This window comes from Rhizobium sp. WYJ-E13 (assembly GCF_018987265.1).
Classification (GTDB): domain Bacteria; phylum Pseudomonadota; class Alphaproteobacteria; order Rhizobiales; family Rhizobiaceae; genus Rhizobium.
The window spans coordinates 3711070-3737808 of sequence record NZ_CP076853.1; the positions used below are offsets into that span (position 1 = coordinate 3711070).

The 26739-nt window shown below is 59.5% G+C and carries 29 protein-coding genes and 1 pseudogene; 13 read left to right on the plus strand and 17 right to left on the minus strand.

Features of this window, described 5'->3' with window-relative positions:
- Positions 1-34: 34 nt before the first annotated feature.
- The 3 genes from KQ933_RS18475 to KQ933_RS18485 all read right to left on the minus strand — a co-directional run bounded on the left by KQ933_RS18475 (position 35) and on the right by KQ933_RS18485 (position 3071).
- Positions 35-988 (minus strand): ABC transporter substrate-binding protein, encoded by a 954-nt coding sequence (locus KQ933_RS18475; RefSeq protein WP_216756206.1) that lies wholly within the window; start codon positions 986-988, stop codon positions 35-37.
- A gap of 93 nt (positions 989-1081) precedes the next feature.
- The gene (rlmN, locus tag KQ933_RS18480; RefSeq protein ID WP_216756207.1) at positions 1082-2317 is read right to left on the minus strand and encodes a 23S rRNA (adenine(2503)-C(2))-methyltransferase RlmN; all 1236 of its coding nucleotides are present in this window, start codon (positions 2315-2317) and stop codon (positions 1082-1084) included.
- Positions 2318-2561: 244 nt separating this feature from the next.
- Positions 2562-3071 (minus strand): invasion associated locus B family protein, encoded by a 510-nt coding sequence (locus tag KQ933_RS18485; protein ID WP_216756208.1) that lies wholly within the window; start codon positions 3069-3071, stop codon positions 2562-2564.
- Positions 3072-3408: 337 nt separating this feature from the next.
- Here KQ933_RS18485 and KQ933_RS18490 point away from each other — a divergent pair, with 337 nt between their 5' ends.
- Positions 3409-3969, plus strand: a complete 561-nt coding sequence (locus KQ933_RS18490) for a sigma-70 family RNA polymerase sigma factor (RefSeq protein WP_216756209.1) — start codon at positions 3409-3411, stop codon at positions 3967-3969.
- On the opposite strand, the gene KQ933_RS18495 is transcribed toward KQ933_RS18490, so the two are convergent.
- The 3 genes from KQ933_RS18495 to KQ933_RS33470 all read right to left on the minus strand — a co-directional run bounded on the left by KQ933_RS18495 (position 3966) and on the right by KQ933_RS33470 (position 4907).
- Entirely contained in the window at positions 3966-4358 is a 393-nt protein-coding gene (locus KQ933_RS18495) for a YkvA family protein (RefSeq protein WP_216756210.1), read from the minus strand. The genes KQ933_RS18490 and KQ933_RS18495 overlap by 4 nt on opposite strands.
- 64 nt (positions 4359-4422) lie before the next feature.
- Complete coding sequence (locus tag KQ933_RS18500) at positions 4423-4728, minus strand: 4a-hydroxytetrahydrobiopterin dehydratase (RefSeq protein ID WP_216756211.1); 306 nt, start codon at positions 4726-4728, stop codon at positions 4423-4425.
- Positions 4725-4907 (minus strand): hypothetical protein, encoded by a 183-nt coding sequence (locus KQ933_RS33470; RefSeq protein WP_253958343.1) that lies wholly within the window; start codon positions 4905-4907, stop codon positions 4725-4727. Before KQ933_RS33470 ends, KQ933_RS18500 begins: the two co-directional genes overlap by 4 nt.
- Here KQ933_RS33470 and KQ933_RS18505 point away from each other — a divergent pair.
- Positions 4830-5263: pseudogene (locus KQ933_RS18505) on the plus strand (low molecular weight protein-tyrosine-phosphatase). The gene KQ933_RS33470 and the pseudogene KQ933_RS18505 sit on opposite strands and share 78 nt — an antisense overlap.
- Here the strand turns inward: KQ933_RS18505 and thpR are convergent.
- A complete protein-coding gene (thpR, locus tag KQ933_RS18510) occupies positions 5170-5763 on the minus strand; it encodes an RNA 2',3'-cyclic phosphodiesterase (protein WP_183734404.1) in 594 nt (197 codons plus the stop codon). The pseudogene KQ933_RS18505 and the gene thpR overlap by 94 nt on opposite strands.
- Positions 5764-5831: 68 nt before the next feature.
- A complete protein-coding gene (locus KQ933_RS18515; RefSeq protein ID WP_216756212.1) occupies positions 5832-6476 on the minus strand; it encodes an arylesterase in 645 nt (214 codons plus the stop codon).
- Between the two features lie 72 nt (positions 6477-6548).
- Here KQ933_RS18515 and KQ933_RS18520 point away from each other — a divergent pair, with 72 nt between their 5' ends.
- The 4 genes from KQ933_RS18520 to KQ933_RS18535 all read left to right on the plus strand — a co-directional run bounded on the left by KQ933_RS18520 (position 6549) and on the right by KQ933_RS18535 (position 11371).
- Entirely contained in the window at positions 6549-7256 is a 708-nt protein-coding gene (locus KQ933_RS18520) for an ABC transporter ATP-binding protein (protein ID WP_183734406.1), read from the plus strand.
- Entirely contained in the window at positions 7253-9796 is a 2544-nt protein-coding gene (locus KQ933_RS18525; protein WP_216756213.1) for an ABC transporter permease, read from the plus strand. The genes KQ933_RS18520 and KQ933_RS18525 overlap by 4 nt, the downstream gene beginning before the upstream one ends.
- 178 nt (positions 9797-9974) lie before the next feature.
- Positions 9975-10703, plus strand: coding sequence for a Bax inhibitor-1/YccA family protein (locus tag KQ933_RS18530; protein ID WP_112545650.1), 729 nt, complete (start codon positions 9975-9977; stop codon positions 10701-10703).
- A 110-nt stretch (positions 10704-10813) separates the two neighbouring features.
- Positions 10814-11371 (plus strand): GNAT family N-acetyltransferase, encoded by a 558-nt coding sequence (locus tag KQ933_RS18535; protein ID WP_216756214.1) that lies wholly within the window; start codon positions 10814-10816, stop codon positions 11369-11371.
- Positions 11372-11377: 6 nt separating this feature from the next.
- Here KQ933_RS18535 and KQ933_RS18540 read toward each other — a convergent pair whose 3' ends face one another.
- The 3 genes from KQ933_RS18540 to acnA all read right to left on the minus strand — a co-directional run bounded on the left by KQ933_RS18540 (position 11378) and on the right by acnA (position 15720).
- Positions 11378-11779, minus strand: a complete 402-nt coding sequence (locus tag KQ933_RS18540; RefSeq protein ID WP_216756215.1) for a DUF2794 domain-containing protein — start codon at positions 11777-11779, stop codon at positions 11378-11380.
- Positions 11780-12052: 273 nt separating this feature from the next.
- The gene (locus KQ933_RS18545) at positions 12053-12793 is read right to left on the minus strand and encodes a thioredoxin family protein (protein WP_216756216.1); all 741 of its coding nucleotides are present in this window, start codon (positions 12791-12793) and stop codon (positions 12053-12055) included.
- Positions 12794-13029: 236 nt separating this feature from the next.
- Positions 13030-15720, minus strand: a complete 2691-nt coding sequence (gene acnA / locus KQ933_RS18550) for an aconitate hydratase AcnA (RefSeq protein ID WP_216756217.1) — start codon at positions 15718-15720, stop codon at positions 13030-13032.
- A 261-nt stretch (positions 15721-15981) separates the two neighbouring features.
- Here acnA and ccmA point away from each other — a divergent pair, with 261 nt between their 5' ends.
- From ccmA to KQ933_RS18575, 5 genes are read left to right on the plus strand one after another with little or no spacing between them, the layout of a single operon-like run.
- A complete protein-coding gene (ccmA, locus tag KQ933_RS18555) occupies positions 15982-16626 on the plus strand; it encodes a heme ABC exporter ATP-binding protein CcmA (RefSeq protein ID WP_216756218.1) in 645 nt (214 codons plus the stop codon).
- Positions 16623-17282, plus strand: coding sequence for a heme exporter protein CcmB (gene ccmB, locus KQ933_RS18560; protein WP_216756219.1), 660 nt, complete (start codon positions 16623-16625; stop codon positions 17280-17282). The genes ccmA and ccmB overlap by 4 nt, the downstream gene beginning before the upstream one ends.
- 48 nt (positions 17283-17330) lie before the next feature.
- The gene (locus KQ933_RS18565; RefSeq protein ID WP_216756220.1) at positions 17331-18092 is read left to right on the plus strand and encodes a heme ABC transporter permease; all 762 of its coding nucleotides are present in this window, start codon (positions 17331-17333) and stop codon (positions 18090-18092) included.
- A gap of 2 nt (positions 18093-18094) precedes the next feature.
- Positions 18095-18268: a heme exporter protein CcmD gene (gene ccmD, locus KQ933_RS18570; RefSeq protein ID WP_216756221.1), complete on the plus strand. Its 174-nt coding sequence runs from the start codon at positions 18095-18097 to the stop codon at positions 18266-18268.
- Entirely contained in the window at positions 18265-18873 is a 609-nt protein-coding gene (locus KQ933_RS18575; RefSeq protein WP_216756222.1) for a DsbE family thiol:disulfide interchange protein, read from the plus strand. The genes ccmD and KQ933_RS18575 overlap by 4 nt, the downstream gene beginning before the upstream one ends.
- Here the strand turns inward: KQ933_RS18575 and KQ933_RS18580 are convergent.
- The 6 genes from KQ933_RS18580 to KQ933_RS18605 all read right to left on the minus strand — a co-directional run bounded on the left by KQ933_RS18580 (position 18870) and on the right by KQ933_RS18605 (position 24290).
- Complete coding sequence (locus tag KQ933_RS18580; RefSeq protein WP_216756223.1) at positions 18870-19457, minus strand: DUF2585 domain-containing protein; 588 nt, start codon at positions 19455-19457, stop codon at positions 18870-18872. The genes KQ933_RS18575 and KQ933_RS18580 overlap by 4 nt on opposite strands.
- Positions 19454-20098 carry a septation protein A gene (locus KQ933_RS18585; protein WP_216756224.1) on the minus strand — a complete coding sequence of 215 codons (645 nt, stop codon included), beginning with the start codon at positions 20096-20098 and terminating at the stop codon, positions 19454-19456. Before KQ933_RS18585 ends, KQ933_RS18580 begins: the two co-directional genes overlap by 4 nt.
- 59 nt (positions 20099-20157) lie before the next feature.
- A complete protein-coding gene (ftsY, locus tag KQ933_RS18590) occupies positions 20158-21705 on the minus strand; it encodes a signal recognition particle-docking protein FtsY (RefSeq protein ID WP_216756225.1) in 1548 nt (515 codons plus the stop codon).
- Between the two features lie 16 nt (positions 21706-21721).
- Positions 21722-22996 (minus strand): tRNA (N(6)-L-threonylcarbamoyladenosine(37)-C(2))-methylthiotransferase MtaB, encoded by a 1275-nt coding sequence (gene mtaB / locus KQ933_RS18595; RefSeq protein WP_216756226.1) that lies wholly within the window; start codon positions 22994-22996, stop codon positions 21722-21724.
- The gene (gene dapF / locus KQ933_RS18600) at positions 22993-23895 is read right to left on the minus strand and encodes a diaminopimelate epimerase (RefSeq protein WP_216756227.1); all 903 of its coding nucleotides are present in this window, start codon (positions 23893-23895) and stop codon (positions 22993-22995) included. Before dapF ends, mtaB begins: the two co-directional genes overlap by 4 nt.
- A 170-nt stretch (positions 23896-24065) precedes the next feature.
- Positions 24066-24290, minus strand: coding sequence for a hypothetical protein (locus tag KQ933_RS18605; RefSeq protein WP_216756228.1), 225 nt, complete (start codon positions 24288-24290; stop codon positions 24066-24068).
- Positions 24291-24775: 485 nt separating this feature from the next.
- Here KQ933_RS18605 and ffh point away from each other — a divergent pair, with 485 nt between their 5' ends.
- Both ffh and KQ933_RS18615 read left to right on the plus strand, forming a co-directional pair.
- A complete protein-coding gene (ffh, locus tag KQ933_RS18610) occupies positions 24776-26359 on the plus strand; it encodes a signal recognition particle protein (protein WP_216756229.1) in 1584 nt (527 codons plus the stop codon).
- 16 nt (positions 26360-26375) lie between these two features.
- A complete protein-coding gene (locus tag KQ933_RS18615; protein WP_216756230.1) occupies positions 26376-26696 on the plus strand; it encodes a chorismate mutase in 321 nt (106 codons plus the stop codon).
- Positions 26697-26739: the final 43 nt, after the last annotated feature.

A 26739-nucleotide genomic window follows, 5' to 3' on the forward strand; every position in this document is an offset into this window, starting at 1 on the left:
CTGATTGTCACTAAGACCCTGGAACGACGGTCGTTTATTCAATGACCTTGTTCGCGCGTGAAATAACGCTTTCCGGCAGAGTCACGCCCATCTTGCTTGCGGCGGCCTTGTTAATGACGAGGTCGCTGCCAGCTGCGGTCTTCACCGCGATATCGCCCGGGTTTTCACCCTTCAGCACCCGCACGACGATCTCTCCCGTCTGTTTGCCGACATCATAATAGTTGAAGCCGAGCGCTGCGATCGAGCCGCGAGAAACGGAGTCCGTATCAGCAGTGAAGAGTGGCAGCTTGCTCTCTTCGGCAACGGCAACCGCACCTTCGAGCGCCGAGATAATCGTGTTATCGGTCGGGATGTAGATCGCATCGGCACGGCCGACCAGCGCGCGGGCGGCGCCCTGCACTTCGGCAGACTTCGTGGCAGCCGATTCTACGATGGTGATGCCGGCCTTGTCGGCTTCGGCCTTCAGCGCTGCCAGCAGCGAGACGGAGTTCGCCTCGCCGGAATTGTAGAGGTAACCGATCGTCTTCACGTTCGGCAGGATTTCCTTGATCAGCGCGATATGCTCGCCGACCGGCGACATGTCGGAAAGACCAGTCACGTTACCGCCGGGCTTGTCCATGTTCTTGACGAGTTGCGCGCCGAGCGGATCGGACACGGCGGTGAAGACGACAGGGATATCGCGCGTCGCGGAAACGACGGCCTGGGCGGATGGCGTGGAGATCGGCACGATGACATTGGGCTCATCACCGGCGAACTGGCGGGCGATCTGGGCTGCGGTTGCCGGATTGCCCTGCGCGGATTCGAAGACGAACTTGAGGTTCTCGCCTTCCTTGTAGCCGGCAGCGGCCAGCACATCGCGCACGCCGTTGCGCGCTGCATCGAGTGCCGGATGTTCGACGATCGCGGTCACGGCAACCGTGACGTCATCCGCCTTCGCCGGCAGCGTCAGGGCCAAGGTTGCGGCAAAAGCCAGAAGAATTGAACGCATGAGTGTCCTCCAGGATGATTTTGAGGGCATTTTTAGGAAAAGTGCCCTCGATAATCAATCGCGGAGAATTGTAATGAAGATCAAACTTGCTGATCAGTCGTCGGCGCCGTGATTGGCGATCATCATCGCCTCGAAGGCAAGACGTTCCGTCTTTCGCAAGCGCTCGGATTCCGACTTGAGCTGACCGCAGGCCGCCAGAATGTCACGGCCGCGCGGTGTGCGGATCGGCGAAGCATAACCGGCCGAATTGATGAAATCGGCAAACTTCTCGATCTGCGCCCAGTCGGAGCACTGGTAGTTGGTGCCCGGCCACGGATTGAAGGGGATGAGGTTGATCTTCGCCGGCACGCCTTTCAGGAGCTGGATCAGTCCCTTGGCGTCTTCCAGGCTGTCATTGACGTCCTTCAGCATCACATATTCGAAGGTGATACGCCTCGCGTTTGAAAGCCCCGGATAGTTCCGGCAGGCCTCGATCAGTTCCTTCAACGGATACTTCTTGTTGATCGGCACGAGAATATCGCGCAGGTCGTCGCGAACGGCATGCAGCGAGATCGCCAGCATGACGCCGATTTCGTCACCGGTGCGAAGAATTTCGGGTACGACGCCTGACGTGGATAGCGTCACGCGGCGTTTGGACAACGACAGGCCGTCACCATCGGTGGCGATCAACAACGCTTGCTTGACGGCATCGAAGTTATAGAGCGGCTCGCCCATACCCATCATCACGATATTGCTGACTTTGCGGCCTTCGGAAGGCACGACGGCGCCGACAGGCACGTCGCGATCCGGGAAGTCGCCCAGCCGGTCGCGGGCCAGCAGAAGCTGGGACAGGATTTCCTCGGCAGTCAGGTTACGCACCAGGCGCTGCGTGCCGGTGTGACAGAAGGAACAGGTGAGCGTGCAGCCGACCTGGCTAGAAATGCAAAGCGTACCACGGCCTTCTTCGGGAATATAGACGGCCTCGATCTCGACCGGCCGGCCGGCGCCACGTGGCGGAAAACGCAGCAGCCACTTGCGTGTACCGTCATTGGAAATCTGTTCCTCGACGATCTCAGGCCGGGCGATAGTGAAATGCTGCTTCAGCATCTCGCGCATGTCCTTGGCGACATTCGTCATGTGGTCGAAATCGGAGACGCCGCGCACATAGATCCAGTTCCAGAGCTGCGAGACACGCATCTTGATCTGCTTGTCCGGCACGCCCTTTTCGCGCAGTGCCGCACCCATTTCCTCGCGCGTCAGACCGATCAGCGACGGCTTTGGCGAAAGCTCAACGCCGAGAGGCGCCCGCGTGGCGGGGTTGGCAACGGTCATCGCATCCATGACGGACATAATCTTCTAATCCCGAACTCAACATGGCAACCATCCCGGAAAGCCGGAAGACTTACGGGGCCGCTGACGCGTGATTGCAGAAAATGAATGGCGGAGCGGCGATAAATCGCGACCCTTCCGCAGCTGCGCGCCGCTTTAGCATCATTTTCGCCCCACGTCACTAGACATGGAAGCGTCACTATAGATGGAAACGACAGAGGCCGGCGCAAGGCCGGCCTTCGAAACATTGGCTCGAAACGCGAGCTTACTTACAGCTTTCGATCTGCTTCAGCGCAGCCGAGATGCCGGACAGAGAATAGCTGTAGGAGGTGCCGGTACCCTTGCGCGAGGTAGCGCTGACGGTCATGGAATGACCGGTCTTCATGGCTGCGACGAGCGCCGGCTCCTGAGCCGCATTCTCGACCCATCCGGCCTTGTCCTTGGTGAACATCACGAAAGTTTTATTGTCGATCGTAACGTTGATCTTCGAATTTTCCTTCACCGTGTAGCCCATCATAGCCTGCGGCTCATAGGAAATATTCTGGCCAGGGCGCTGCGACACGATGAAGAAGTTATCACCATGATCGACGCTTGCCGGCTGCTTGGCGGTCGGCACCGAAAGCACGTAGCAAACGGTGGCGTTGCCGGACTTGTAGGAATAAGCGCCCCATGCCTGGAACTGCTGGATGCGGGTCGGAGCCGCCTGCTGCGCTGCCGCCACTCCGGTCATAGCAACTGTGAGGGCGAAAGCGGATACGATACTTTTTACAAACATGGAATTCCTGCCGGTTCTTGCGGTTCAAGGCCCGAAGCGATCATTGCGGGCGGCGCATAATCACGATCTGCTTTATTTTGACTTAATTCAGGTTACCAAATGGTCAACAATGGCTGCAAATTGTATCTAACTGTTTCATTTTCGCCCGACTGTTAGTTTGCGAACCGACAGCTGCGCGTAAGGGTTACCCGCTGCCTTGATGGTTGAGCCCATCGGATCGGCTGAATTTAAGACACAAAGATTCAGGCAAGAGTTTGACCTTTCTAAAATCCGTTGTAGGTCGTTAAGGTGAGGAAATTCAGATCGAAATCTTGGCTGCGGGGAGTTCGTGAGAGGGATGGATGCCGAGGAAAGACAGCGTTTCGCTGCCCTCGCAAAGGCCGTTGCCGATGAGCGCGACGAGTCGGCATTCTCCGTACTCTTCGACCATTTCGCGCCGCGCCTGAAATCGTGGCTGATGCGCCAGAAAATGACGTCAGGCGAGGCTGAGGAACTGGTGCAGGAGATTATGATCGTTGTCTGGCACAAGGCCGATCTCTACGATCCTACTCGCTCCTCGTTCTCTACCTGGCTTTTCCGCATCGCCCGCAATCGGCGCATCGATCTCCACCGCCGCGCGCTGGCGCGCGTTTTCGACGTGGAGGATCCGACGCTTCAGCCCCCGGAAGAAATGCGCGCCGACGAAATCGTCGCCAATGATGATCGTGATGCCCAAGTACGCGATGCCGTCGGCCAACTCCCGCAGGAACAGCGAGCGCTGTTGCAGGCCGCCTTCTTCCTTGGCCAGTCGCATACCGAAATAGCCGAAGCGACCGGCCTACCGCTTGGCACGGTCAAATCGCGCATCAGGCTTGCCTTCGGCAAGCTCCGGAACCTGCTGGAACGGGAAGAGACCTAGATCGTCTTCATGCCGTCTTCGGAATGGTCGGCAAGAACACGATCGGCCGCCTCATAGTGGCTTGGCCGGATATTGCCCCTGACCATGGCAAATGCCGCCGACAGCACGGCAATATCATCCGAAAAGCCGATAACGGCAAAGATATCCGGGATGACGTCGACAGGCATGACGAAATAGGCAAGGGCCGCCAGAAGCACGCCGCGCACTCTGGTGGGCGTCTGCGGATCGAGCGCGCAATAAAAGCCGGCGACTACATCGCGTGAAAACGGAATCTGCCGCACCGCACGACGAAAGGTCGGCCAGAATTTCCGCCGCACCGTCTCCTCGCGCCGGTTCTGCGTGTCCTCGTCGCCCGGCAACAGGATCTCTCCGTATTTGACCTCGTCCATCCCGATATCCCTTTTCCTCGCTCCGATCATATGGTGATGGCCCAAGCTGAATCAATCGGCCGATTCAATTGGGGCGTCTTGCCGCCGCCTTCTCCATGGCCTTTGCCAGCTTGAAGTCCAGCTCCGTCAACCCACCGGCATCATGGGTGTTGAGCTTCACCTCCACACGGGAATAGACGTTGAACCATTCCGGATGATGGTTGAGCTTCTCGGCGGCAAGCGCCGATTCCGCCATGAAACCGAAAGCCTCCACAAAGCTCGCGAATTTGAATGTCTTCGAAATCGAACTTGCAGAATCGTCGAGCACCCAGCCCTTGAGTTCGCCGAGCGATTGGTTGATGGCCGATCTTTCCAGCTTTTCCATTTTCATGCCATGCTCCTTTCATCCTTCCGTCGGATCCTCAGATGAAACGTATCAGTCTCCTCTTTGTTTGCATTGGCAATATCTGCCGCTCTCCACTCGCCGAGGGAATATTTGATCACGTTGTGGGCGAGGCAGGCCTTGGCGATGCACTCCGCATCGATTCCGCCGGCCTCGGCGGCTGGCATCAGGGGGACTGCCCGACCCTCGCTCGATCGCCACGGCCAGCGCGCATGGCATCGACATTACCGGGCAGCGCGCCCGACAGATCTTGCCCGAGGATTTTGACGATTTCGATTTGATCCTCGCCATGGACCGCTCGAATGTCGTGGAACTGCGCCGCCATTCGCCACACGCAGACAACATTCGTCTCTATGGTGATTTCGCGCTTGGCACCGGCGAAGATATTCCGGACCCCTATTATGGCGGCCCGGAAGATTTTGAACTCGTCTATGCGAGGCTCTTGGCCGGCTGCAACACGCTGGTCGAAAGGCTCGGCGCCATCAGCGGCTCGTGGAGCGGGAAGACTTCCTCGGTCAGGTAAGGCCCCCCGCCGACAGATTCGCGCGACGACAGAAGCACGAAACGCGGCACGGTGAAGGTCGAGGTCTGGAAGTTGCCGCGACCCGCGAGGTAGTGGACCACGTCATCGACACGGGAATATTTCAGCCGGGCAAGCGTGACATGCGGCGTGAATTTTCGCGGATCCGGCGGCAGGCCGATGCGTTGGCAGATCCGCTCGATCTCGCCTTGAAGGGCGTACATTTCCGGCGAAGGAGAAACGCCAGCCCAGATCGAATGCGGTTTCTTGGAGCCGAAAGAGCCGATGCCATCCAGCCGAAGCTGGAATTCCGGCCGATCGATCCGGTCAAGGCGCTCGACGATTTCATCTGCGGTGCGGCCATCGACATCGCCGATGAAGCGAAGTGTGATGTGGTAATTCTCCACATCGATCCATCGTGCTCCGGGAAGACCACCACGCAACAATGACAGGCTCATCGCCGCATTGCGCGGAATTTCGAGGGCGGTAAATAGTCTCGGCATAACGAGCACTCCCCGAATCTTTTGCAGGTGCTCACACGGAATCACGCATTACAAACCTGTGCAAGCCCCTATTTCTTCACAGAAGAAATCGTGTTGACGAATTTTGTGACAGCCGGCTCCATCTTCTCCACCATCACGTTCACGCCCTTGGCATTGGGATGCATGCCATCATCGAGCTTCAGGCCCGCATCCAGCACCACACCGTCGAGGAAGAATGGATAGAGCTCAACCCCATGTTTTTCCGCAAGTTTCTGGTAGATCGGGTTGAAGCGTTCGGCATAGTCCGGACCCATGTTCGGCGGCGCCATCATGCCGGCAAGGAGCACGGCAATGCCACGCTCTTTTAACCGGCTTATCATCTGGTCGAGATTTTTTTCACTCTGTTCCGGAGGGATACCGCGAAGCGCATCATTGGCGCCAAGTTCGAGGATCACCCCGTCGGTTCCGTCAGGAATGGACCAGTCGATTCGCGCAAGCCCACCTGTGGTGGTGTCACCCGAGACGCCGGCATTGGTGATCGAAACGTCAATCCCTCTGGCCCTTAGAGCCGTCTGCAGCTTCTCTGGAAAGCCGTCGCCTGGCGGCAACTGGTAACCTGCCATCAGGCTATCGCCGAAACCGACCAGATTGATCGTACGCGCTTCGGCAACTGTCGAGAAAATCAGCGAGAAGATGATGACAGCGAAGTGAAGGGCGGCAACTTTAAATCTCATAGTGCTTTCCCTAGATTGGCTAGGTGCCGTTATGCGGCCATTCGGTTAGGGAATTATATAGGGCGATTTCTGTTGGCCAAAACCATCATCGATCTGAAACACGCCGATTTGACGCTCGGCAATGCCGCTGCCTCCGTCCATGTGCTGAAGGGCATCGATCTGGAGATCAGCGCCGGCGAATCCGTCGGCATCGTCGGCCCCTCGGGCTCCGGCAAGTCGACGCTGCTGATGGTGCTTGCGGGACTGGAAAAGCTCGACAGCGGCGAGATCAACATCAATGACACACCGCTTCATGCGCTGAGCGAGGATCAGGTCGCAGATTTCCGCGGCCGCAACATCGGCATCGTCTTCCAGTCCTTTCATCTGATTGCCAACATGACGGCGCTGGAAAACGTCGCGGTGCCGCTCGAGCTCGCCAATATTCCCAACCCCTTCGAGATCGCCCAACGCGAGCTGAATTCCGTCGGCCTCGGCGAACGCCTGAGCCACTATCCCGGCCAGCTCTCCGGCGGCGAACAGCAGCGTGTGGCGATCGCCCGCGCGCTGGCACCATCTCCCGCCCTGCTGATAGCCGACGAGCCGACCGGCAATCTCGACACCGATACCGGCCGGCAGATTGCCGACCTCCTGTTTTCCAAGCAGGCCGAACGCGGCACGACCCTGCTGCTGGTGACCCATGATATCGGCCTTGCCAACCGCTGCTCACGTCAGATCCGCGTCCGCTCCGGCCGCATCGAAGGTGATAGTGCCGTCCGCCAATCCGAGGCGGCGATTGCATGACGATCGTTACGCCGCGTATCTCGCTCGCCTTCCGTCTGGCCCTGCGCGAGCTGCGCGGCGGCCTGAAGGGCTTCTACATTTTCCTCGCCTGCATCGCACTCGGCACTGCGGCAATCGCCGCCGTCAATTCGGTGTCGCAGTCGATCACAGATACGATCGCTTCGCAGGGGCAGGAGCTTCTTGCTGGCGACGTTCGTTTCGAGCTCAACAACCGTGAAGCCACACCAGAGGAGATGAATTTCCTGCGCGGCCTCGGAGAAGTCTCCGTCTCCACCGGCCTTCGCTCCATGGCCCGCAAGCCCGACGGATCCGATCAAGCGTTGGTCGAGGTCAAGGCCGTCGACGAGGCCTATCCTCTCTACGGCACCTTCGAAGCGGAACCGAACTATCCGCTCGCCTCCATGCTATCAGGAGAAGGCGGTACCTACGGCGCCATTGTAGCCCCACTACTGCTGGAGCGGCTGGGGTTGCAGATCGGCGATGAATTGCTGCTCGGAAACGTCAAGCTCAGCATCACGGGTACCGTCAAGACGGAACCGGATGCGCTCTCGGAAGGCTTCGGTTTCGCCCCCCGCATGCTGGTCAGCCGGAATGCGCTTCAAGCCTCCGGGCTGATCCAGACAGGCAGCCTTGTGGAGCATGCCTACAAGATCAAGCTCGAAGACCGTGGCGCGATGGCCGGCATCCAGGCCCGCGCTACCAGAGAATTTCCTTCGGCCGGCTGGTCGATCCGCACCAGTGATCGTGCAGCACCGTCGCTGACGGAAAACATCACCCGCTTCTCACAGTTCCTGACGCTGGTCGGCCTGACCGCTCTGATCGTCGGCGGCGTCGGCGTCGCCAACGCGGTACGCGCCTTCCTCGACGCCAAACGAACCACGATCGCGACCTTCAAATGCCTCGGCGCGCCGGCGGCCGTCGTGGTGTGGATCTATCTGTTCCAGATCGCCATCATCGCGGCGGGCGGCGTCGTGATCGGCCTGGTGCTTGGCGCGCTGTCACCAATGCTGGCCGCACAGTTCCTTGCCCAATTCCTGCCAGTTTCTACCGATCCGACGCTCTATCCCGGCGCGCTGTTGCTTGCGGCCCTCTTCGGCATACTGACGACACTTGCCTTCGCCATCCTGCCGCTCGGCCATGCACGCGAGGTTCCGGCAACCGCGCTCTTCCGCGAGCAAGGCTTTGAAGCCCGCCGCCTGCCCTCCTGGCCCTATGTGCTGCTGGCCGTGCTCTTCCTGGCCGCATTGGCCAGCCTTGCCATCTTTACCGCCTATGACCGCTTCATTGCTGTGGTCTTCGTCGGAGCCATTATCTTCGCCTTCGTCATTCTGCGTCTTGTCGCGGCTCTGATCGCCTGGCTGGCGCGCAGGAGCCCGCGCGTAAATTCGCCGGCGCTCCGGCTGGCGATCGGCAATATTCATCGCCCCGGCGCTTTGACACCCTCCGTCGTCCTTTCGCTCGGCCTCGGCCTTGCGCTGCTGGTGACCCTGACGCTGATCGACGGCAACCTGCGCCAGCAATTGACCGGCCGCATGAATGAAGGCGCGCCGACTTTCTTCTTCGTTGATATCCAGGGCGCCGAACTCGATACCTTCCGCAACCTGATCCACACCCGGTCACCAAATGGCAAACTGGTGGAAGTGCCGATGCTGCGCGGCCGCATCATCGCCTTTAACGGCCAGGACGTGACCAAGATGAATGTTCCCGCTGCTGGCCGCTGGGTGCTCAACGGCGACCGCGGCATCACTTACGAGGAAAGCCCGCCGGAAAATTCGACACTTGTCGAAGGTCAATGGTGGGCAAAGGACTACAGTGGCGAGCCGCTTGTTTCCTTTTCCGCGGAAGAGGCACATGAACTCGGCCTCAAGATCGGCGATACTGTGACTGTCAACGTCCTCGGCCGCAACATCACGGCCAAGATCGCCAATCTGCGGCGGGTCGAGTGGGAATCGCTGTCGATCAACTTCGTGATGGTCTTCTCTCCGAACACGTTCCGTGGTGCCCCACATGCGTGGCTTGCGACACTGACCGACCCTGCCTCGACCGAGGCGGATGACGCTGCAATCCTGAAATCCGTGACCAACACCTATCCGACGATCACCAGCGTGCGTGTCAAGGACGCGATCGATATCGTCAACCAGCTGGTCGGCGAGCTTGCAACCGCGATCCGCGCTGCAGCTTCCGTCGCCCTCATCGCTTCCGTCCTCGTGCTGGCTGGTGCACTTGCCGCCGGCAACCGTGCGCGAACGCATGATGCGGTGGTGTTGAAAACTCTTGGCGCGACGAGAGCCATGCTGATCCGCGCCTTCAGCTACGAATATCTGATCCTCGGCGTTGCCACCGCCATCTTCGCACTCTTTGCCGGCGGCGTGGCCGCCTGGTTCATCGTCAGCCGCATCATGCGCCTGCCCTCCAGCTTCATGCCCGATGTCGCCGGACTCACGCTCATCACGGCTCTCGTATTGACTGTCGGCATCGGCCTCATCGGCACCTGGCGCATTCTCGGGCAGAAGGCAGCACCCGTTTTGCGCGAGCTGTAGCGGTTGGGATGCTCAAATCCCTTCACCTTACGGCGATTTAACCGAGCGGCTGGTTGCAAAGGCCTTGTTTGAAATGAGCGAAAGCCTCATATTGTCTGCAGGCATGCTGGAGCTCCGCAGCGGCGCCCGGGTCGTGAACCCGACACCGTATCTTCATCGGAGCTTGTAAGAGGAAACTATGGCTGATCTTCGAAACTACCAAAGCCGTGCACAAACCGGCGAAGTGATTGATCAAGGCCTCCGCGCTTATATGCTCAAGGTCTACAACCTGATGGCGCTGGGTCTGGCGATCACTGGTTTGGCCGCCTATTTCGCATTCACCTTCGCCGTCCAGGACGGCCAGCTCACCCAGTTCGGCCAGGTCCTGTACCAGTCGCCCCTGCGCTGGGTCGTGATCCTTGCGCCTCTTGCGGCGGTCTTCTTCCTGAGCTTCCGCATTAACCGCATGAGCGTGGCTGCGGCTCAGACAACCTTCTGGATCTATGCTGCGCTGGTCGGTCTCTCGCTGTCGTCGATCTTCCTGATCTACACGCAATCGAGCATCACACAGACCTTCTTCGTGACCGCCGCCTCCTTCGGTGCGTTGTCGCTCTACGGCTACACGACCAAGCGTGACCTGTCGGCGATGGGCTCGTTCCTGATCATGGGTCTCTTCGGCCTGATCATCGCTTCGCTGGTCAACATCTTCCTGGCTTCGTCGGCCCTGCAGTTCGCAATCTCCGTGATCGGCGTGCTGATCTTCGCAGGCCTCACCGCCTACGATACCCAGCGGATCAAGGAAATGTATTATGAAGCAGACGGTTATGACGTCGCTGGCCGCAAGGCCATCATGGGCGCCCTGACGCTCTACCTCGACTTCATCAACCTCTTCATGTTCCTGCTGCAGTTCATGGGCAACCGGAAATAACCAAGCTGGACTGAAACACGAAAGGCGGCTTCGGCCGCCTTTTTTGTTGCGAGCAGTTGACCGGAGTGCTTCAACAAGAGCCTTCTCTCAACCATGCCGATCGACTCGAAATGCCCCCTATTCTACGCGACGCCCTTCCTTCCGATCTTCCCGCCATTACCGAAATCTACCGCGAGTCCGTGCTGACCGGTACGTCCAGCTACGAGATCGTACCGCCGACGCAGGCAGAAATCGCAGCCCGCTTCTCCGCCATCCGCGAGCAGAGCTATCCGTACATTGCCGCCACCGGCGAAGACGGAACCCTGCTTGGCTACGCCTATGCCTCCGCCTTCCGCACGCGGCCAGCCTACCGCTGGCTGGTCGAGGATTCGATTTATCTCAGCACGGAGGCGCGCGGAAAGGGCATCGGCAAGCTGCTGCTCGGAGAGCTGATCTCCCGCTGCACTGTGTCTGGCTTTCGACAGATGACCGCAGTCATCGGCGGCGCGAGCCCGGCTTCGATCGCGCTTCACCGCTCGCTCGGTTTCGAAGTGATCGGCCTGATGAAGGGTACTGGCTATAAGCACGGCCGCTGGCTGGACACGATGCTGATGCAGCGCGAACTCGGCGAAGGGACGGAAACCCACCCCGATCCTGATGCCTATCCCGGTACGCTGTTCAAGGGATGAGCTTGTCTACTTGTCGACGAGCTTCAACGACTTGTCGAAGACCTTCAGCACCGGTCCGAGCTCGTGCCCGCGCTTCAGGATCATGCCGTTAAAATTCACGACGGAAAAAGCGCCCTGCTTTGCGGCAAGCTTCGGGTTCTTCTCGATTCGGAAGAGAGGCATTTCGCCTGAGCGCTTGAAGACAGAGAAGACTGCCTTCTCCTTGGTGTGGTCGATGGCATAGTCTTTCCACTCGCCCTCGCCCACCATACGACCGTAGATCCACAGGATCTGGTCGAGCTCCCGCCGGTGAAATGTCACCGGCATCGGCTCCTTGTTTTGTCTGTATTCCCTGAGATCAACGACGGTTGAAGAACTATTGTCGACGGAGCGGCTTTCGCCGTGTCGCAAATCCGGCGTATCTGTCATCAGACTCCCAAGACCTCCACGTGTGACAGGAGAGTGACAGTTTGCCCGAGCCACGGCAAATTGCAAGGGTACGGACTGTCACACTGTGGACGAAACCGGCTTTCTCCGGAGCGCCGCATTTCAGTCAAAACAGCGCCTCATTTCCAAGAGAACTATAGGTTCCAGTTTGGCGCCAGCGCGCCAAAGGGCCCGGCGGAGCGTATCGACCTTAACCCCAGCCCCGAATACGCTTGGCCGGGCCGCCTGATATTCATCCGCAAGCGGATGAAATTCTTAGATATTTTTTCCAGCCATGACGACGGCCGCGCCGAGGATTGCTCCCGGATCGCCGTTAGGCGTCGCAGACTGCAAGAGAATCGCCGACCCCTCCAGATCAGGTTTTTCCATCACACTCGCCGGCAGGGTGAGCGTCGTGGCCTTGCCGTCCCACATGCCGACGGTCTCCACATCGGTCACACTGTGGAGGTAAGAAATCTTCTTGCCGCTGTTTTCGCCCTTCTCGACATCGATCGTTTTTTCCTTCTCGAAATAGACGATCACGACATTGGCCTTGCCCTGTCCGGCGCCGAGCTTGATCTCCAACTCATCGCCGCTCATACGCGCACTCACAGGTATTGTCAGGCCTTTACCCTCGTTGGCATAGCCGTTTATCTTGCCGTTGATGCCGGCGAGATCCGCACCTGCAAGATGGTCACGGCCATTGACGATTGCCTGCGGCGTGTAGACGTTGCTGCGGCCCATCATGCGGGCATAGCCGTACTGCCGCTCAGTATTTTCCTTTGAGCTCAGCGTGTCGGCCCAGCCGAGATAATTCCAGTAGTCGACATGATAGGCGAGTGCGATGACATTGCCCTGGCTGACAAGCTTGCGGAATGCGGCATCGGCCGGCGGACAGGAGGCGCAGCCCTGCGCCGTGAACAGTTCAACGACGCCTTTCGGCGTGCCGTCTTCGGCCAAGAGCGGACCTGCAAAGGCAAGCCCGGCGACCAGCGGGATCAAAAAACGCGGGGACATTCACCAGCACCTCTTTTTCAGCGCCGGCAACAGTCCTGAACCGCCGGCTCTGAGATATGAACGTACGAATAATCCTTCCAGGTCCAAACGCAAAGTCACGAACGGGTGAGACGGAGCCCCAGGCGGAGTGCAGCCAAAACACATCACCGTGAGCAGTGAAACACCCTCGTTTTCCGCAAAGAAAAACCGCCGGAAATTGCTCTCCGGCGGTCATTATCAGGAAAGTATCTTAACAATCAGGCTGCAAGATCCCGCAGAACCGTCTGCAGGATGCCGCCATTGTTGAGGTAGACGACCTCGTCCAGCGTATCGACACGCGACAGCAACGGAACGTCCTTTACCGTTCCATCGGCGTAGGTGATCTTGGCGATCTTCTTTTCGCGCGGCTTGATGTTTTCGAGGCCCTCGATGGTGACGAGTTCGTCGCCCTTCAGGTTGAGGCTCTGCCAGGTCGTGCCCTCTTCGAAGACGAAGGGGATGACACCCATGCCGACCAGATTCGAACGATGGATACGCTCGAAGCTCTGAGCGATCACGGCCTTGACGCCGAGCAGGTTGGTACCCTTTGCAGCCCAGTCACGCGAGGAGCCGTTGCCATATTCCACGCCCGCGAAGATGACGAGCGGAACGCCTTCGGCCTTGTACTGCATGGCCGCGTCGTAGATCGAGGTCTCTTCCTTGGACGGATAGTGGATAGTGTAACCACCTTCCTTGCCGTTGGCGCCGAGCATGAAGTTACGGATGCGGATATTGGCGAAGGTGCCGCGCATCATGACTTCATGGTTGCCGCGACGCGTACCGTACTGGTTGAAGTCGGCGACTGCGACGTCATGGCCAAGCAGGTAGGCCCCAGCCGGCGAAGCGGCCTTGATCGAACCGGCCGGAGAAATGTGGTCGGTCGTGATCTTGTCGCCGAAGAGGCCAAGAACGCGTGCGTCCTTGATGTCCGACGTCCCGGTACCCTTCTTGCCCATGCCGACAAAGTACGGCGGGTTCTGGACGTAGGTCGAGTCGTCGTCCCAGGCATAGGTCTGGCCTGGAGGAACCTGAACGGCCTGCCAGTTTTCGTCGCCCTTGAAGACGTCGGCATACTTGGTTTCGTAGAGCTCGCGGGTCACGTATTTCTGGATGAAGTCCTGAACCTCGTGCGAGGTCGGCCAGATGTCCTTGAGATAGACCGGGTTGCCGTTTTGGTCTTCGCCGATCGGCTCCTTGGTCAGGTCTTTCTGCACCGTGCCGGCAAGTGCGTAGGCGACGACGAGCGGCGGCGAAGCGAGATAGTTCGCCTGGACGTCCGGAGAAATACGGCCTTCGAAGTTACGGTTGCCCGAGAGCACGCCGGAAACGATCAGGCCCTTGTCGTTGATCGTCTTGGAGATCGGCGCCGGCAGCGGGCCGGAATTGCCGATGCAAGTCGTGCAGCCGAAACCGACGAGATTGAAGCCGAGCTTGTCGAGATCGGCCTGCAAGCCGGACTTGGCAAGATATTCGCCGACCACCTGCGATCCCGGAGCAAGCGAGGTCTTAACCCACGGCTTGGTCTTTAGACCCTTGGCAACGGCGTTGCGGGCAAGAAGACCTGCAGCGATCAGAACCGACGGGTTGGAGGTGTTGGTGCAGGAGGTGATGGCGGCAATCGCGACGTCACCATGGCCGAGATCGAAATCCGTGCCTTCGACCGCATAGCGGTTGGAAAGTTGGCCGGGCTTCTTGTAGTCGGCATCCATCGAGCCGGCGAAACCGGAAGCGATGTTTTCGAGCGCGATGCGGCCTTCCGGACGCTTCGGACCGGCCATCGACGGAACGACGTCGCCGAGATCGAGTTCCAGTGTGTCGGTGAAGACGAGATCGGAGCCGTCGCCTTCACGCCACATGCCCTGAGCCTTGGAATAGGCTTCGACGAGCGCGATCCGGTCATGCGTACGGCCGGACATGGTGAGGTAGTTGATGGTTTCGCCGTCGACCGGGAAGAAGCCGCAGGTGGCACCATATTCCGGACCCATGTTGCCGATCGTCGCGCGGTCGGCGAGCGGCATGTTGTCCATGCCCGGGCCGAAGAACTCGACGAACTTGGAAACGACACCCTTCTTGCGCAGCATCTGCACGACGGTCAGAACGAGATCGGTCGCAGTGACGCCTTCCTTCAGCTTGCCAGTCAGCTTGAAGCCGATGACTTCGGGCAGGAGCATCGAAACCGGCTGACCGAGCATGGCGGCTTCAGCTTCGATACCACCCACACCCCAGCCGAGAACGCCGAGACCGTTGATCATCGTCGTGTGCGAATCGGTGCCGACGCAGGTATCAGGATAGGCGATCGTTTCGCCATCCTCTTCCTTCGTCCAGACGGTCTGGCCGAGATATTCGAGGTTGACCTGGTGACAGATGCCGGTGCCCGGAGGAACGACGCGGAAATTCTTGAACGCCTGCTGACCCCACTTCAGAAAGCGGTAGCGCTCGCCGTTGCGCTGATATTCCAGCTCGACGTTTCTGGCGAAAGCCTGCGGCGTGCCGAATTCGTCGACGATGACGGAGTGGTCGATGACGAGGTCAACGGGAACGAGCGGATTGATCTTTTCCGGATCGCCACCGAGAGAAACCATCGCGTCGCGCATTGCGGCCAGGTCGACGACGGCGGGAACGCCGGTGAAGTCCTGCATCAGCACGCGGGCCGGACGGTAGGCGATCTCGTTCTCGACGGCACCCTTGTTATCAAGCCATTCGGCGACGGCAAGGATGTGCTCCTTGGTGACCGATTGACCATCCTCGAAGCGCAGCAGATTTTCCAGCAGCACCTTCATCGAATAGGGGAGCTTCGATACGCCCGGCAGGCCGTTTGCCTCAGCCTTCGGCAGGCTGTAGTAGACATAGTCCTTTCCACCAACGGAAAGCGTGGACCGACAATTGAAACTGTCAAGAGATTTAGACACGAGAGACCCCGTTTCTGATAGCCAACACAGTCGTGCGAACGCCTATGCACTTAATGCACATCAGGATGCGGGTACGGCCATTTCCGCTGTCCGCACGTGAGGAGAAGACCTCAAGTTCGGCGCAAGGATGAAATTCACGCCGACCGCTGGCGTGGTTGCAGGTCTTATAGATAATTTCGTAAAGACTTGCCATACCGACAAAGGTCAAAATTGGACATTTTTTGAGCCTGCCCGAGGGCGCAATGAAGAAAGAGCCGATGCATGCATCTTATCGCTGAAAATCTGGCTGCCCGGCGCGGGGAAGATCTGATTTTCGTTAACGTTTCCTTTCACTTGCAGGCCGGCGAGGCGCTTATCCTGACGGGTAAAAACGGATCGGGAAAGTCCACTTTACTGCGGGTGGTGGCAGGCCTTTTAAGACCTGAAAAAGGCTCAGTCACAACAGCCGATTTGCACGGTGGCGAAAGGCGCCCGGCAGCAGAAGCAAGCCACTACCTCGGTCATCGTAACGCAATGAAGAATGAACTTACGGTTGCAGAAAATCTGGATTTCTGGCGATCTTTTCTCGGGCCGGCTGAAGTCGTAGGCCTCAGCACTGAAGATGCAGCAGAAGCTGTCGGCCTGCCCGGCATAACCCACCTGCCCTTTGGTTACCTTTCCGCCGGCCAGCAGCGCCGCTTTGCCTTCGCCAAACTTCTGGTAGCGTATCGCCCAGTCTGGATCTTGGACGAGCCGACGGCAGCACTGGATGCGAGCGCAGACAAATTGTTCGCGGGGCTGATCGAAACGCACCGCCGGGAAGGTGGCATCGTAATCGCCGCGACCCATCAGCCGCTCGGGCTTGAGAATGCCGGAGAATTACGCATGACCGGTTTTGCCGGCGTCGACCAGGGAGTCTGGGAATGATCGCCCTCTTCCTTCGCGACCTCAGGCTTTCCATCCGCGCTGGCGGCGGCGCATTGATCGGCATCCTCTTTTTTCTGACGATCGTCGCCGTCATTCCTTTTGGTATCGGACCTGATCTTGCGCTGCTCTCGCGCATCGGCCCGGCCATCGTCTGGATCGGCGCTCTACTTGCGGCCCTTCTCGGGCTCGATCGCCTGTTCCAGGCGGAGCGCGACGACGGCTCGCTCGATCTGATGCTCATGCAGGAAACACCGCTGGTGCTGACCGTGCTCGTCAAATGCGCTGCACACTGGACGGCAACCAGCCTGCCGCTCGTCATCGCCTCCCCATTGCTCGGCCTCTTCATGAACATGAACGAGACAGCGATCGGCGCGACCATGCTTACCCTTCTTGTCGGCTCGCCGGCGATCACCTTCATCGGCGCCGTCGGTGCAGCCGTTGCCGTTGCGCTGCCGCGCGGTGGCCTGTTGGTCTCGGTACTGATCCTGCCGCTGACGATCCCGGTGCTGATCTTCGGCGTCAGCGCCACCTATGCGGCGGTCGTGGGACCGGCGCCCTTCCTGCCGCCGTTTCTGATCCTCATTGCCCTGACGCTTTTCTTCGCCGTCATCGGTCCGGCTGCGGCCGCGCTGGCACTCAGAAACACGGCGGATTGATCGCCACTTCGATTGCGGCTCCGGGCGGATCAAGGTAAGGAAGCGGATATGAGCGAAACGAGCCTTGCCATCAGCAAATTCAGCGACCTCGCCAACCCGACGCGGTTTCTGGCGCTGGTATCGCGCGTCATTCCATGGCTGGCCGGCATCACCGCCCTCTGTTTTATCATCGGCCTCTATCTGAGCTTCTCGACGGAAGGGGATTACCAGCAGGGCGAGACCGTGCGCATCATGTATGTGCATGTGCCCACGGCCTGGCTGTCCATGATGTGCTATACGATCATGAGCATTTCGGCGATCGGCACACTCGTCTGGCGCCATCCGCTGGCTGATGTGTCGGCCAAGGCCGCCGCCCCGCTCGGAGCCGCCTTCACCCTGCTTGCACTCGTCACAGGCTCGCTCTGGGGCAAGCCCATGTGGGGCACATGGTGGGTCTGGGATGCGCGACTGACCTCGGTCTTCATTCTCTTCCTGATGTATCTCGGCCTGATCGCGCTGAACCGCGCCATGGATGAACCCTCCAGGGCTGCGCGCGTTACCGCCGTCCTCATCCTCGTCGGCTTCGTCAATATACCGATCATCAAGTTCTCGGTCGACTGGTGGAACACGCTGCATCAGTCGGCAAGCGTCATGCGCCTTGAAGGCCCGGCGATCGATCCGGAATTCCTGCGCCCGCTGCTGATCATGGCGATCGCCTTCACCCTGCTGTTCTTCACCCTGCATCTGATGGCGATGAGAAACGAGATCTGGCGCCGCCGTATCGCCTCCCAGCGCCGCATGGCCGCCCGTATGGCAGGCCGGGAGGAATAGCGATGGGCGGCTCCTACGCTTTTTACGTCTATGGCTCCTATGGCTTTGCTGCCCTCGTGACGATTGCGGTGACGCTCTGGACCTGGTCTGACGGGCGGGCGCGCCAGAAGGAATTGGCAGCGCTCGAAGCCGCCGGCATCCGCCGCCGTTCCGCCAGACCGAAGGACGGCGAATGACCGAGGCTCCACAAGAGGATAGACCGAAGAGCCGCGGCCCCAGCCGCTATGCACTTGCACTGATACCGCTGGTCGTTTTCGGCGGTATTGCCGCGACTGCAGCAAAAATGCTCTACGATCAGGATTTCCATGGCAAGAACATCGCCGAGATTCCGTCCGCCTTGATCGGAACGGAAGCGCCGCCGCTGAATCTGCCGCCGCTCGAAGGCTCTGGACTGCCGGCGCTGACGGATGAGGCGGTCAAGGGCAAGCTCACTCTCGTCAACGTCTTCGCCTCCTGGTGCATTCCCTGCCGCGACGAACATCCTCTCCTGAAGCAGCTCGCCGAGGATGGGCGGCTGAACATCGTTGCGATCAATTATAAGGACAAGAACGAGAACGCCCTGCGCTTCCTCGGCGAACTCGGCAACCCCTACCAAGCCATTGGCATAGACCCGAACGGCAAGGCAGCGATCGACTGGGGTGTCTACGGCATTCCGGAAAGCTATCTCGTAGCACCCGACGGCACGATCATTTACAAGCGTGTCGGCCCTTTCGACGATATCAGCCTGAAGGAAGGCCTTTTTCCGGCAATGGAAAAGGCGCTGGGCAAGCCGGTTTCTTAAGCCCCGCTCTGCCAGACCTTGATCGCTTCGACAGGCCAGATCAACATCAGCACATTCAGCGTCAGATTGTCCCGGATCACGTAACCGGTGAATATCTCGAAGAAGATCGCAATGGCAACCGTCAGCGCCACGGGCGCTCTCGAGGCGAAGAAGAAGCCGACGGCCATGAAGATCGTATCCATGACCGAATTGATGATGCTGTCACCGTAATAATCGAGCGAGATCGTCGCCGTGCGGTAGCGATCGATGATCAGAGGCGAATTTTCCAGAAGCTCCCAGCCGGATTCGACGAGCATTGCCAGAAGCAGCTTCGCCGCAAGCGGCTTGCCGCGAAGCAGGAGGTGCGCAAGCCCGTAGAACAGGAAGCCGTGGATGATGTGCGACGGCGTGTACCAGTCGGACAGGTGCTGGGAATTGCCGCTGGAATTGACCGTGCCTTCCCAGAGTTTGACGTAACCACAGGTACAGATCGGCACCCGGCCCATCAGATATTCGGCGATGATCTGGACGATCAACACCGCAAGGCAGGCAGAAAACCAGAAGACCTGATGCCGCGCTCGGTCGGCGCCGTCGATGACAGTCACTTTTCGCTTTCCGCCTCGGTGGAAATGCTGTGCTTCAGCACCAGCGGCATCTGCGCCATCGTGAAGATGATGGTGATCGGCATCGTGCCCCAGACCTTGAAGGCGACCCAGAAATTATCCGAGAAATTGCGCCAGACGACCTCGTTCAGCACCGCGAGGAAGAGGAAGAAGATGCCCCAGCGGATCGTCAGCTTGCGCCAGCCTTCGGCATCGAGCTGGAAGGCAGCGTTGAAGACATAGCCGAGCAGCGACTTGCCGAAGGCAAGGCCGCCGAGCAGGGCAAAGCCGAAGAGCGCGTTGACGATGGTCGGCTTCATCTTGATGAAGGTTTCGTTCTGCAGCCAGATCGACAGCGAGCCAAAGATCAGCACGACGATGCCTGAAACGAAGGGCATGATCGGCAGATGGCCGAGCATGATCTTGGAAACCACCAGCGAGAGAATGGTTGCGCCCATGAATAGCCCTGTCGCCACGAAGAGCGGACCACCGAGTTCGGTCAATGCCGGAAAACGCGCGACCAGCCATTCGCCACGCAGATTGGCAAAAAAGAAGACCAGAAGCGGCCCTAATTCCAGCGCCAGCTTCAGAAGCGGATGATGCCGGTCTGCGGCGCTCGGAGTAATATCGCTTTCAGTCATCATGCTTCTCTAAACCTGCTTTTTTGCAATGCATGCAAGCCATCGACGGCTAATCTGTGGCATCATTGGCCGATACCGGCAATGGCCTGCGCAAAATCCTCTGCCTCGAACGGTTCGAGATCGTCGACCCCTTCCCCTACGCCGATGAAATAGACCGGCAGCTTATGCTTGGCGGAGATGGCCACCAGGATGCCGCCGCGCGCCGTGCCGTCAAGCTTGGTCATGATCAGCCCGCTGACACCGGCGACATTCCGGAAGATCTCAACCTGATTGAGCGCATTCTGTCCGGTTGTCGCATCGAGTGTCTGGAGCACGGTATGCGGCGCATCGGGATCGAGCTTGCCGAGCACGCGCACGATCTTTTCCAGCTCGGCCATCAGCTCTGCCTTGTTCTGCAGACGGCCCGCCGTATCGATGATCAGCACATCGCATTTCCTGGCTTTTGCCTGTTCGAAGGCGTCATAGGCAAGGCCCGCAGCATCCGCGCCAAGCTTGGTGCCGATGAATTCGGATTTGGTGCGATCGGCCCAGATCTTCAACTGCTCGATGGCGGCAGCGCGGAACGTATCGCCGGCCGCCACCATCACCTTGAGGCCGGCGCCGGAAAGCTTGGCTGCCAGCTTGCCGATCGTTGTCGTCTTGCCGGTGCCATTGACACCGACGACGAGGATGACATGCGGCTTGTGGGAGAGATCGAGTTGCAGCGGCTTGGCAACCGGCTTCAATACCTTGGCGATTTCACTCGCCATGATGCGGCTGACATCCTCGCCGGTCACATCCTTGCCGTAACGCTCCGAAGCCAGCGTATCGGTCACCCGCATCGCCGTCTCGACGCCGAGGTCGGCCTGGATCAGCAGGTCCTCGAGATCCTGCAGCGTATCATCGTCGAGCTTGCGCTTGGTGAAAAGCGCGGCGATCTGGCCGGTAAGCTGAGAAGAGGTGCGCGCGAGACCATTGCGCAGGCGCTGGAACCAGGAAAGCCTCGGCTGCGGCGCGGCCACAGGTTCGGGTTCGGCTTCCGGTCCGATGGCAAAGCCTCTGGGAAGGATGTGATTCGGCGCCGATTCGGCGGGGGTGACGCCCCCCTCTGTCCTGCCGGACGTCTCCCCCGCAAAGGGCGAGATTGGCAAGGATTGAGAATCCTGCAGTACCTCAGCTGGAATTTCCTGGGCGTCGTGAGTCGGAATCTCTTCTGGAAATGTCTCGGTTGGCTCGACCCTGCCTTCCTCTCTCACAGCAGCGTCATCCTCCAAACGATCTCCCTCCTCGTGGGGGAGATGTTCCAAAGGGACAGAGGGGGGTGCTGCCGCAGCGTCGTCTGCATTCGCTTCTGCCTCGGCTTCCAGCAGCGACAGAGGGACAACGCCCATGTCGCCCAGACCATCAGCAGTAGGGAGGAATTCGGACCGTTGTTGCTCCGCGAGAGCTTCCACGATATCCGCCGCCGGCCCGCCGGCCGTATCCATTTCTTCGGCAAGAACCGGATCAGCAGCAACCGGCAGATCTTCGTCGCGCGAGCGCGGCTCCAGTTCCTTCTCCACGGCTTCCGGCACTAGCTCTTCAGCCGGCTTGCCGAAGGTGAAGACCTTTTTGATGAAACTAAGTGCCATGAAGCTGTCCGTGAAGTCAGGCCGCCGCGGCAGCCGTCAATTGCATGTCGAGATGCTTGCCATTGTGGCCAGTGATCGTCGCTTCGACGAGATCGCGTGGACGAAGACCGGGCACTCCGACAAGCGTGAAGTTTTCCGTGTGGGCAAGACCGCTATTTTCCACCAGCAGCCATTGCCGCGTTCCGACCATCTTGTCCAGATGGCGCCGGTGCAGCGTCTGTCCAGTGGCGCGCAGGCGGGCGGCGCGATCCTTGATGAGAGAACGGTCGAGTTGTGGCATACGCGCAGCGGGCGTGCCGGGACGCGGGCTGTAGGGGAAGACGTGCAGATGCGCGATGTCGGCCTCTTCCGCCAGCCGCACCGCATTTTCGAACATCTCTTCGGTCTCTGTCGGGAAACCGGCGATCATGTCCGCACCAAAACTCATCTCCGGCCGCAGCCGACGCACGTCTTCGATGAAGCGCAGGGCGTCAGCCCGCAGATGCCGGCGTTTCATGCGCTTCAGGATCATGTCGTCGCCATGTTGCAGCGATAGGTGCAGATGCGGCATGAAGCGCTGCTCGTCGGCGATCAGATCCATGAGATGGCGATCGGCCTCGATGCTGTCGATGGAAGACAGCCGCAGGCGACAGATCTCCGGCACCTGCTTCAGCAGCGTTTTTGCCAGCAGCCCGAGCGTCGGCTGACCGGGAAGATCGTCGCCATAACTCGTGGCGTCGACACCGGTCAGCACGATTTCGCGATAGCCGCTTTCGACGAGGTTGCGCGCCTGATCGACCACCGCCCCCATCGGCACGGAACGCGAATTGCCGCGGCCATAGGGAATGATGCAGAAAGTGCAGCGATGGTCACAGCCGTTCTGCACCTGGATGAAGGCGCGCACATGGCCGTCGATATGCCTGACCATCTGCGGCGCGGTGTGGCGCACACTCATGATGTCGTTGACACGCAGCTTCTCTTCCGCCGAAACGCCGAAATCCGGAAGCCCGCGATAAGACGCAGCCCTCAGCTTCTCTTCATTGCCGAGCACCGCATCGACCTCGGCCATTTCGGCAAAGGCCTGCTTTTCCGTCTGCGCCGCACAGCCGGTGACGATGATGCGGGCATGCGGATTGTCGCGACGCGCACGGCGGATCGCCTGGCGGGCCTGACGCACGGCCTCGCCGGTCACGGCACAGGTATTGACCAGGATGGCATTGTTGAGCCCGGCTGCTTCTGCCTGCGATCTCATCACTTCGGATTCATAAGTATTGAGACGACAGCCGAAGGTGATGACCTCGACGCCGCTCACCGCGCTTCCGCTCCGCGTTCGGCATCACGCGACCATGTGCCGGTCGATGGATCGAGCGTGCCGGACCATTCCCATTCGGCAGGACCGGTCATGACCACGTGATCGTCCCCTCGCCAGTCGATCCTCAGCGGCTGGCGGATCGGGCTGGAGGCGACATCGATCGTCACCTTGCGGCCGGTACGGCCAGTGCGAGCAGCACTGACGGCGGAGGCGCAGGCGGCCGAACCGCAGGCGAGCGTCAGGCCTGCTCCGCGCTCCCAGGTGCGCGTCCGCAGCGCCGAGTCCGAAATGACCTGCGCCAGCGTGATATTGGCCTTCTCCGGGAAGATCGGATGGTTTTCGAGCAGCGGCCCGAAGCGTTCGAGATCGAAGCTCATCGGATCGCGGTCGACCCAGAAGATCGCATGCGGATTGCCCATGGACATGGCCGAGGGCGAATGCAGGACGGGATTGTCGATCGGCCCTATCTGCAGTTCGATACGGCTCGTATCGTGGAATTCTTCCGCGAGTGGGATCCGGTTCCAGTCGAAGACCGGCAGCCCCATGTCAACGGATATCGTGCCGTCATCGTGTTCGAAGGCATTCAAGATGCCGGCAACGGTCTGGAAGGTGAAAGCCTTCTTGCCGGTTTCGGCGGCTAACGCCTGCACGACACAGCGAGTTCCGTTGCCGCAGGCCTGCGCCTTGGATCCGTCGGAATTCAGGATGTCGATATAGGCATCAGTGCCTTGCGCCTTTGGATCATGAATCGCCATGATCTGGTCGAACTGCGTCTCGGCATCGGCATTGAGCGCGATGGCAGCCTGTGGCGTCACCTTGTCGCTCCGCCCGCGCATGTCAACGACCAGGATCTTGTTGCCAAGCCCGTTCATCTTCGCGAATTCGACCGTGTTGCTCATCTGATTATGTCCGCTGCGTTTCGGCTGTATATGGCGGAAATGCTCAGGGATTACCAGTGGGTGAGCGCCAAGCGAGGTTCGTCCTTTTTCTTACGCGCAAAGGCAAAGCCCGTTCGGAATCAGAATGGATACGGCACAGTCAACCTATGAAAACCAGACAAAATCTGGATCTAACGCGCCACGCCATCGGAATTGAGGGACGCCGTGTGGGCTTCAACGATAGCAGCGGTGATAACCTTTCTGAGCTCATAGACCAACAAGCGAGACCGTTTGCGATCCAGGTCCTGTGCCGCCTTCGCCAGATTCAGGCCTTCTTTCAGAACTATATTATGGGCGCGAGCCAACGCCCAGCTTTCTATATCCGGGTTTATCATTTGATATCTCCGCCGATTCATTCGGCATCAAGGATATTCACGAATCATTTTACAGAATTTACTTAAGTAGAAAGTAGAATCAGAAGCGGAATATTTTGCAACTGGCTTTTAGGGCGAATTCGGCTCACCGATCGAAATATTCTACCAGACATCAGCGAATTCTAAGGCGAATATGTTAGTATATATAGATATATACTTCCGTCGTCGCGACCGGCTGCATGATGGATTATCCCTCGCCACTCCTGCCGTTCGGCTTCAGAAAAGTCCGCAACGACGTCGCTAGACGCATTCGCCTTGACTTTCCCGCAACTTTCCTGTTTATCGCGCCAAATCCGCGACGAGTAACAGACTCCGAGCCGCCGACCGGGACTGGATTCCGGAGGTCAACACCCGACAGCGCGTCGCGCCCTCGGGTGCTTTTTGGCTTTGCGTCTTGTTTTCGTCAAGGAAAAGCACGACGTTCGGGAACATCCAAAAACTCCCCGAAACGTAGCAAGGAAGAGCCGATGTTTGAGAACCTCCAGGACCGTCTTGGTTCCATCCTGAATGGACTGACAGGCCGTGGCGCGCTTTCGGAAAGTGATGTTTCCGCAGCGCTGCGGGAGGTTCGCCGTGCGCTTCTAGAAGCCGACGTCTCGCTGGAAGTCGTCCGCTCGTTCACCGACCGCGTCCGCGACAAGGCTGTCGGCGCCGAGATCCTGAAGTCGATCAAGCCCGGCCAGATGGTCGTCAAGATCGTCCATGACGAGCTGATCGAAATGCTCGGCGGCGAAGGTGTCGGCGTCGACCTTCATGCCGCCGCCCCTGTCGTCATCATGATGGTCGGCCTGCAGGGCTCGGGCAAGACGACGACCACGGCGAAGATCGCAAACCGGCTGACGACGCGCGAGAAGAAGAAGGTGCTGATGGCATCGCTCGACACGCGCCGTCCGGCCGCCCAGGAGCAGCTTCGCCAGCTTGGCGGTCAGGCCAATATCGATACGCTGCCTGTTATCGCCGGCCAATCGCCGACCGATATCGCTGCCCGCGCTGTCCAGGCAGCCAAGCTCGGCGGTCATGACGTCGTCATCCTCGACACCGCCGGCCGCACCCATATCGACGAACCCTTGATGGTCGAAATGGCCGACATCAAGAAGAAGTCGAATCCGCACGAAATCCTGCTGGTCGCCGACAGCCTGACCGGTCAGGACGCCGTGAATCTTGCCCGCAGCTTCGATGAGCGCGTCGGCATCACCGGCCTCGTCCTGACCCGTATGGACGGCGACGGCCGCGGCGGCGCGGCCCTTTCCATGCGCGCCGTCACCGGCAAGCCGATCAAGCTGATCGGCGTCGGCGAACGAATGGGCGAGCTGGAAGAATTCCATCCCCGCCGTATCGCCGACCGCATTCTCGGCATGGGCGATATCATCTCGCTCGTCGAAAAGGCGGCCGAAAACATCGACGCCGAAAAGGCGGCCGCCATGGCCGCCAAGATGGCCAAGGGTAAGTTCGACCTGAATGACCTCGCCGACCAGCTGAAGCAGATGCAGAAGATGGGCGGCATGGGCGGCATCATGGGCCTGATGCCCGGCATGAGCGGCATGAAGGACAAGATGGCCGCCGCCGGCCTCGATGACCGCCTCTTCAAGCGCCAGCTCGCCATCATCTCCTCGATGACCAAGGCCGAGCGCGCCAATCCCGACATGCTCAAGCATTCGCGCAAGAAGCGCATTGCCGCCGGCTCCGGCACCGATGCTGCTGACATCAACAAGCTTCTGAAGATGCACCGCCAGATGGCGGACATGATGAAGATGATGGGCGGCAAGGGCAAAGGCGGCATGATGAAGCAGATGATGGGCGGCCTCGCCGGCAAGATGGGGCTGGGGGGCCTCGGCGGCATGGGCGGCATGCCCGATCTCTCGAATATCGACCCGAAACAGCTGGAAGCACTGCAAAAACAGGCTGAAGCTGCGGGTCTCGGAAAGCCGGGTGGGGGTATGCCCGGTCTAGGCGGAGGTTTGCCGGGCGGATTGCCGGGTCTTGGCAGCGCAAAGCTGCCAGGCCTCGGTGGTGGCTTCCCGGGTCTGCCCGGATTGCCCAAGAAGAAGTGAAAGGATCGCCTGCCCCATGATTGATCCAGACGTCAAAGCCCAGCTTTCGAGCTACCGCCAGTCGATCGACAATATCGATGCGGCGCTCGTCCACATTCTGGCCGAACGCTTCCGCTGCACCAAAGAAGTCGGCGTGCTGAAGGCCAGGTACAAGTTGCCGCCGGCCGATCCGGCGCGCGAGGAATACCAGATCGCCCGTCTTCGTCAGCTTGCCGAAGATGCGCATCTGGACCCGGATTTCGCCGAGAAGTTCCTGAACTTCGTCATCAAGGAAGTCATCCGGCATCATGAGCAGATCGCTGCGGACCACGCTGAACAGAGCGCCGCAGCCCGATAACCATGCCGCTCAACGAAGCGGTTCAAGAAAAGCCTAAGGAGTT

Bases quoted from the DNA above. Each gene is read 5' to 3' on its own strand.
- KQ933_RS18475 (WP_216756206.1), bottom strand. From the start codon at position 988: ATGCGTTCAATTCTTCTGGCTTTTGCCGCAACCTTGGCCCTGACGCTG.
- rlmN (WP_216756207.1), bottom strand. From the start codon at position 2,317: ATGTCCGTCATGGATGCGATGACCGTTGCCAACCCCGCCACGCGGGCG.
- KQ933_RS18485 (WP_216756208.1), bottom strand. From the start codon at position 3,071: ATGTTTGTAAAAAGTATCGTATCCGCTTTCGCCCTCACAGTTGCTATG.
- KQ933_RS18490 (WP_216756209.1), top strand. From the start codon at position 3,409: ATGGATGCCGAGGAAAGACAGCGTTTCGCTGCCCTCGCAAAGGCCGTT.
- KQ933_RS18495 (WP_216756210.1), bottom strand. From the start codon at position 4,358: ATGGACGAGGTCAAATACGGAGAGATCCTGTTGCCGGGCGACGAGGAC.
- KQ933_RS18500 (WP_216756211.1), bottom strand. From the start codon at position 4,728: ATGAAAATGGAAAAGCTGGAAAGATCGGCCATCAACCAATCGCTCGGC.
- KQ933_RS33470 (WP_253958343.1), bottom strand. From the start codon at position 4,907: ATGCCAGCCGCCGAGGCCGGCGGAATCGATGCGGAGTGCATCGCCAAG.
- thpR (WP_183734404.1), bottom strand. From the start codon at position 5,763: ATGCCGAGACTATTTACCGCCCTCGAAATTCCGCGCAATGCGGCGATG.
- KQ933_RS18515 (WP_216756212.1), bottom strand. From the start codon at position 6,476: ATGAGATTTAAAGTTGCCGCCCTTCACTTCGCTGTCATCATCTTCTCG.
- KQ933_RS18525 (WP_216756213.1), top strand. From the start codon at position 7,253: ATGACGATCGTTACGCCGCGTATCTCGCTCGCCTTCCGTCTGGCCCTG.
- KQ933_RS18530 (WP_112545650.1), top strand. From the start codon at position 9,975: ATGGCTGATCTTCGAAACTACCAAAGCCGTGCACAAACCGGCGAAGTG.
- KQ933_RS18535 (WP_216756214.1), top strand. From the start codon at position 10,814: ATGCCCCCTATTCTACGCGACGCCCTTCCTTCCGATCTTCCCGCCATT.
- KQ933_RS18540 (WP_216756215.1), bottom strand. From the start codon at position 11,779: ATGACAGATACGCCGGATTTGCGACACGGCGAAAGCCGCTCCGTCGAC.
- KQ933_RS18545 (WP_216756216.1), bottom strand. From the start codon at position 12,793: ATGTCCCCGCGTTTTTTGATCCCGCTGGTCGCCGGGCTTGCCTTTGCA.
- ccmA (WP_216756218.1), top strand. From the start codon at position 15,982: ATGCATCTTATCGCTGAAAATCTGGCTGCCCGGCGCGGGGAAGATCTG.
- ccmB (WP_216756219.1), top strand. From the start codon at position 16,623: ATGATCGCCCTCTTCCTTCGCGACCTCAGGCTTTCCATCCGCGCTGGC.
- KQ933_RS18565 (WP_216756220.1), top strand. From the start codon at position 17,331: ATGAGCGAAACGAGCCTTGCCATCAGCAAATTCAGCGACCTCGCCAAC.
- ccmD (WP_216756221.1), top strand. From the start codon at position 18,095: ATGGGCGGCTCCTACGCTTTTTACGTCTATGGCTCCTATGGCTTTGCT.
- KQ933_RS18575 (WP_216756222.1), top strand. From the start codon at position 18,265: ATGACCGAGGCTCCACAAGAGGATAGACCGAAGAGCCGCGGCCCCAGC.
- KQ933_RS18585 (WP_216756224.1), bottom strand. From the start codon at position 20,098: ATGATGACTGAAAGCGATATTACTCCGAGCGCCGCAGACCGGCATCAT.
- ftsY (WP_216756225.1), bottom strand. From the start codon at position 21,705: ATGGCACTTAGTTTCATCAAAAAGGTCTTCACCTTCGGCAAGCCGGCT.
- dapF (WP_216756227.1), bottom strand. From the start codon at position 23,895: ATGAGCAACACGGTCGAATTCGCGAAGATGAACGGGCTTGGCAACAAG.
- KQ933_RS18605 (WP_216756228.1), bottom strand. From the start codon at position 24,290: ATGAATCGGCGGAGATATCAAATGATAAACCCGGATATAGAAAGCTGG.
- ffh (WP_216756229.1), top strand. From the start codon at position 24,776: ATGTTTGAGAACCTCCAGGACCGTCTTGGTTCCATCCTGAATGGACTG.
- KQ933_RS18615 (WP_216756230.1), top strand. From the start codon at position 26,376: ATGATTGATCCAGACGTCAAAGCCCAGCTTTCGAGCTACCGCCAGTCG.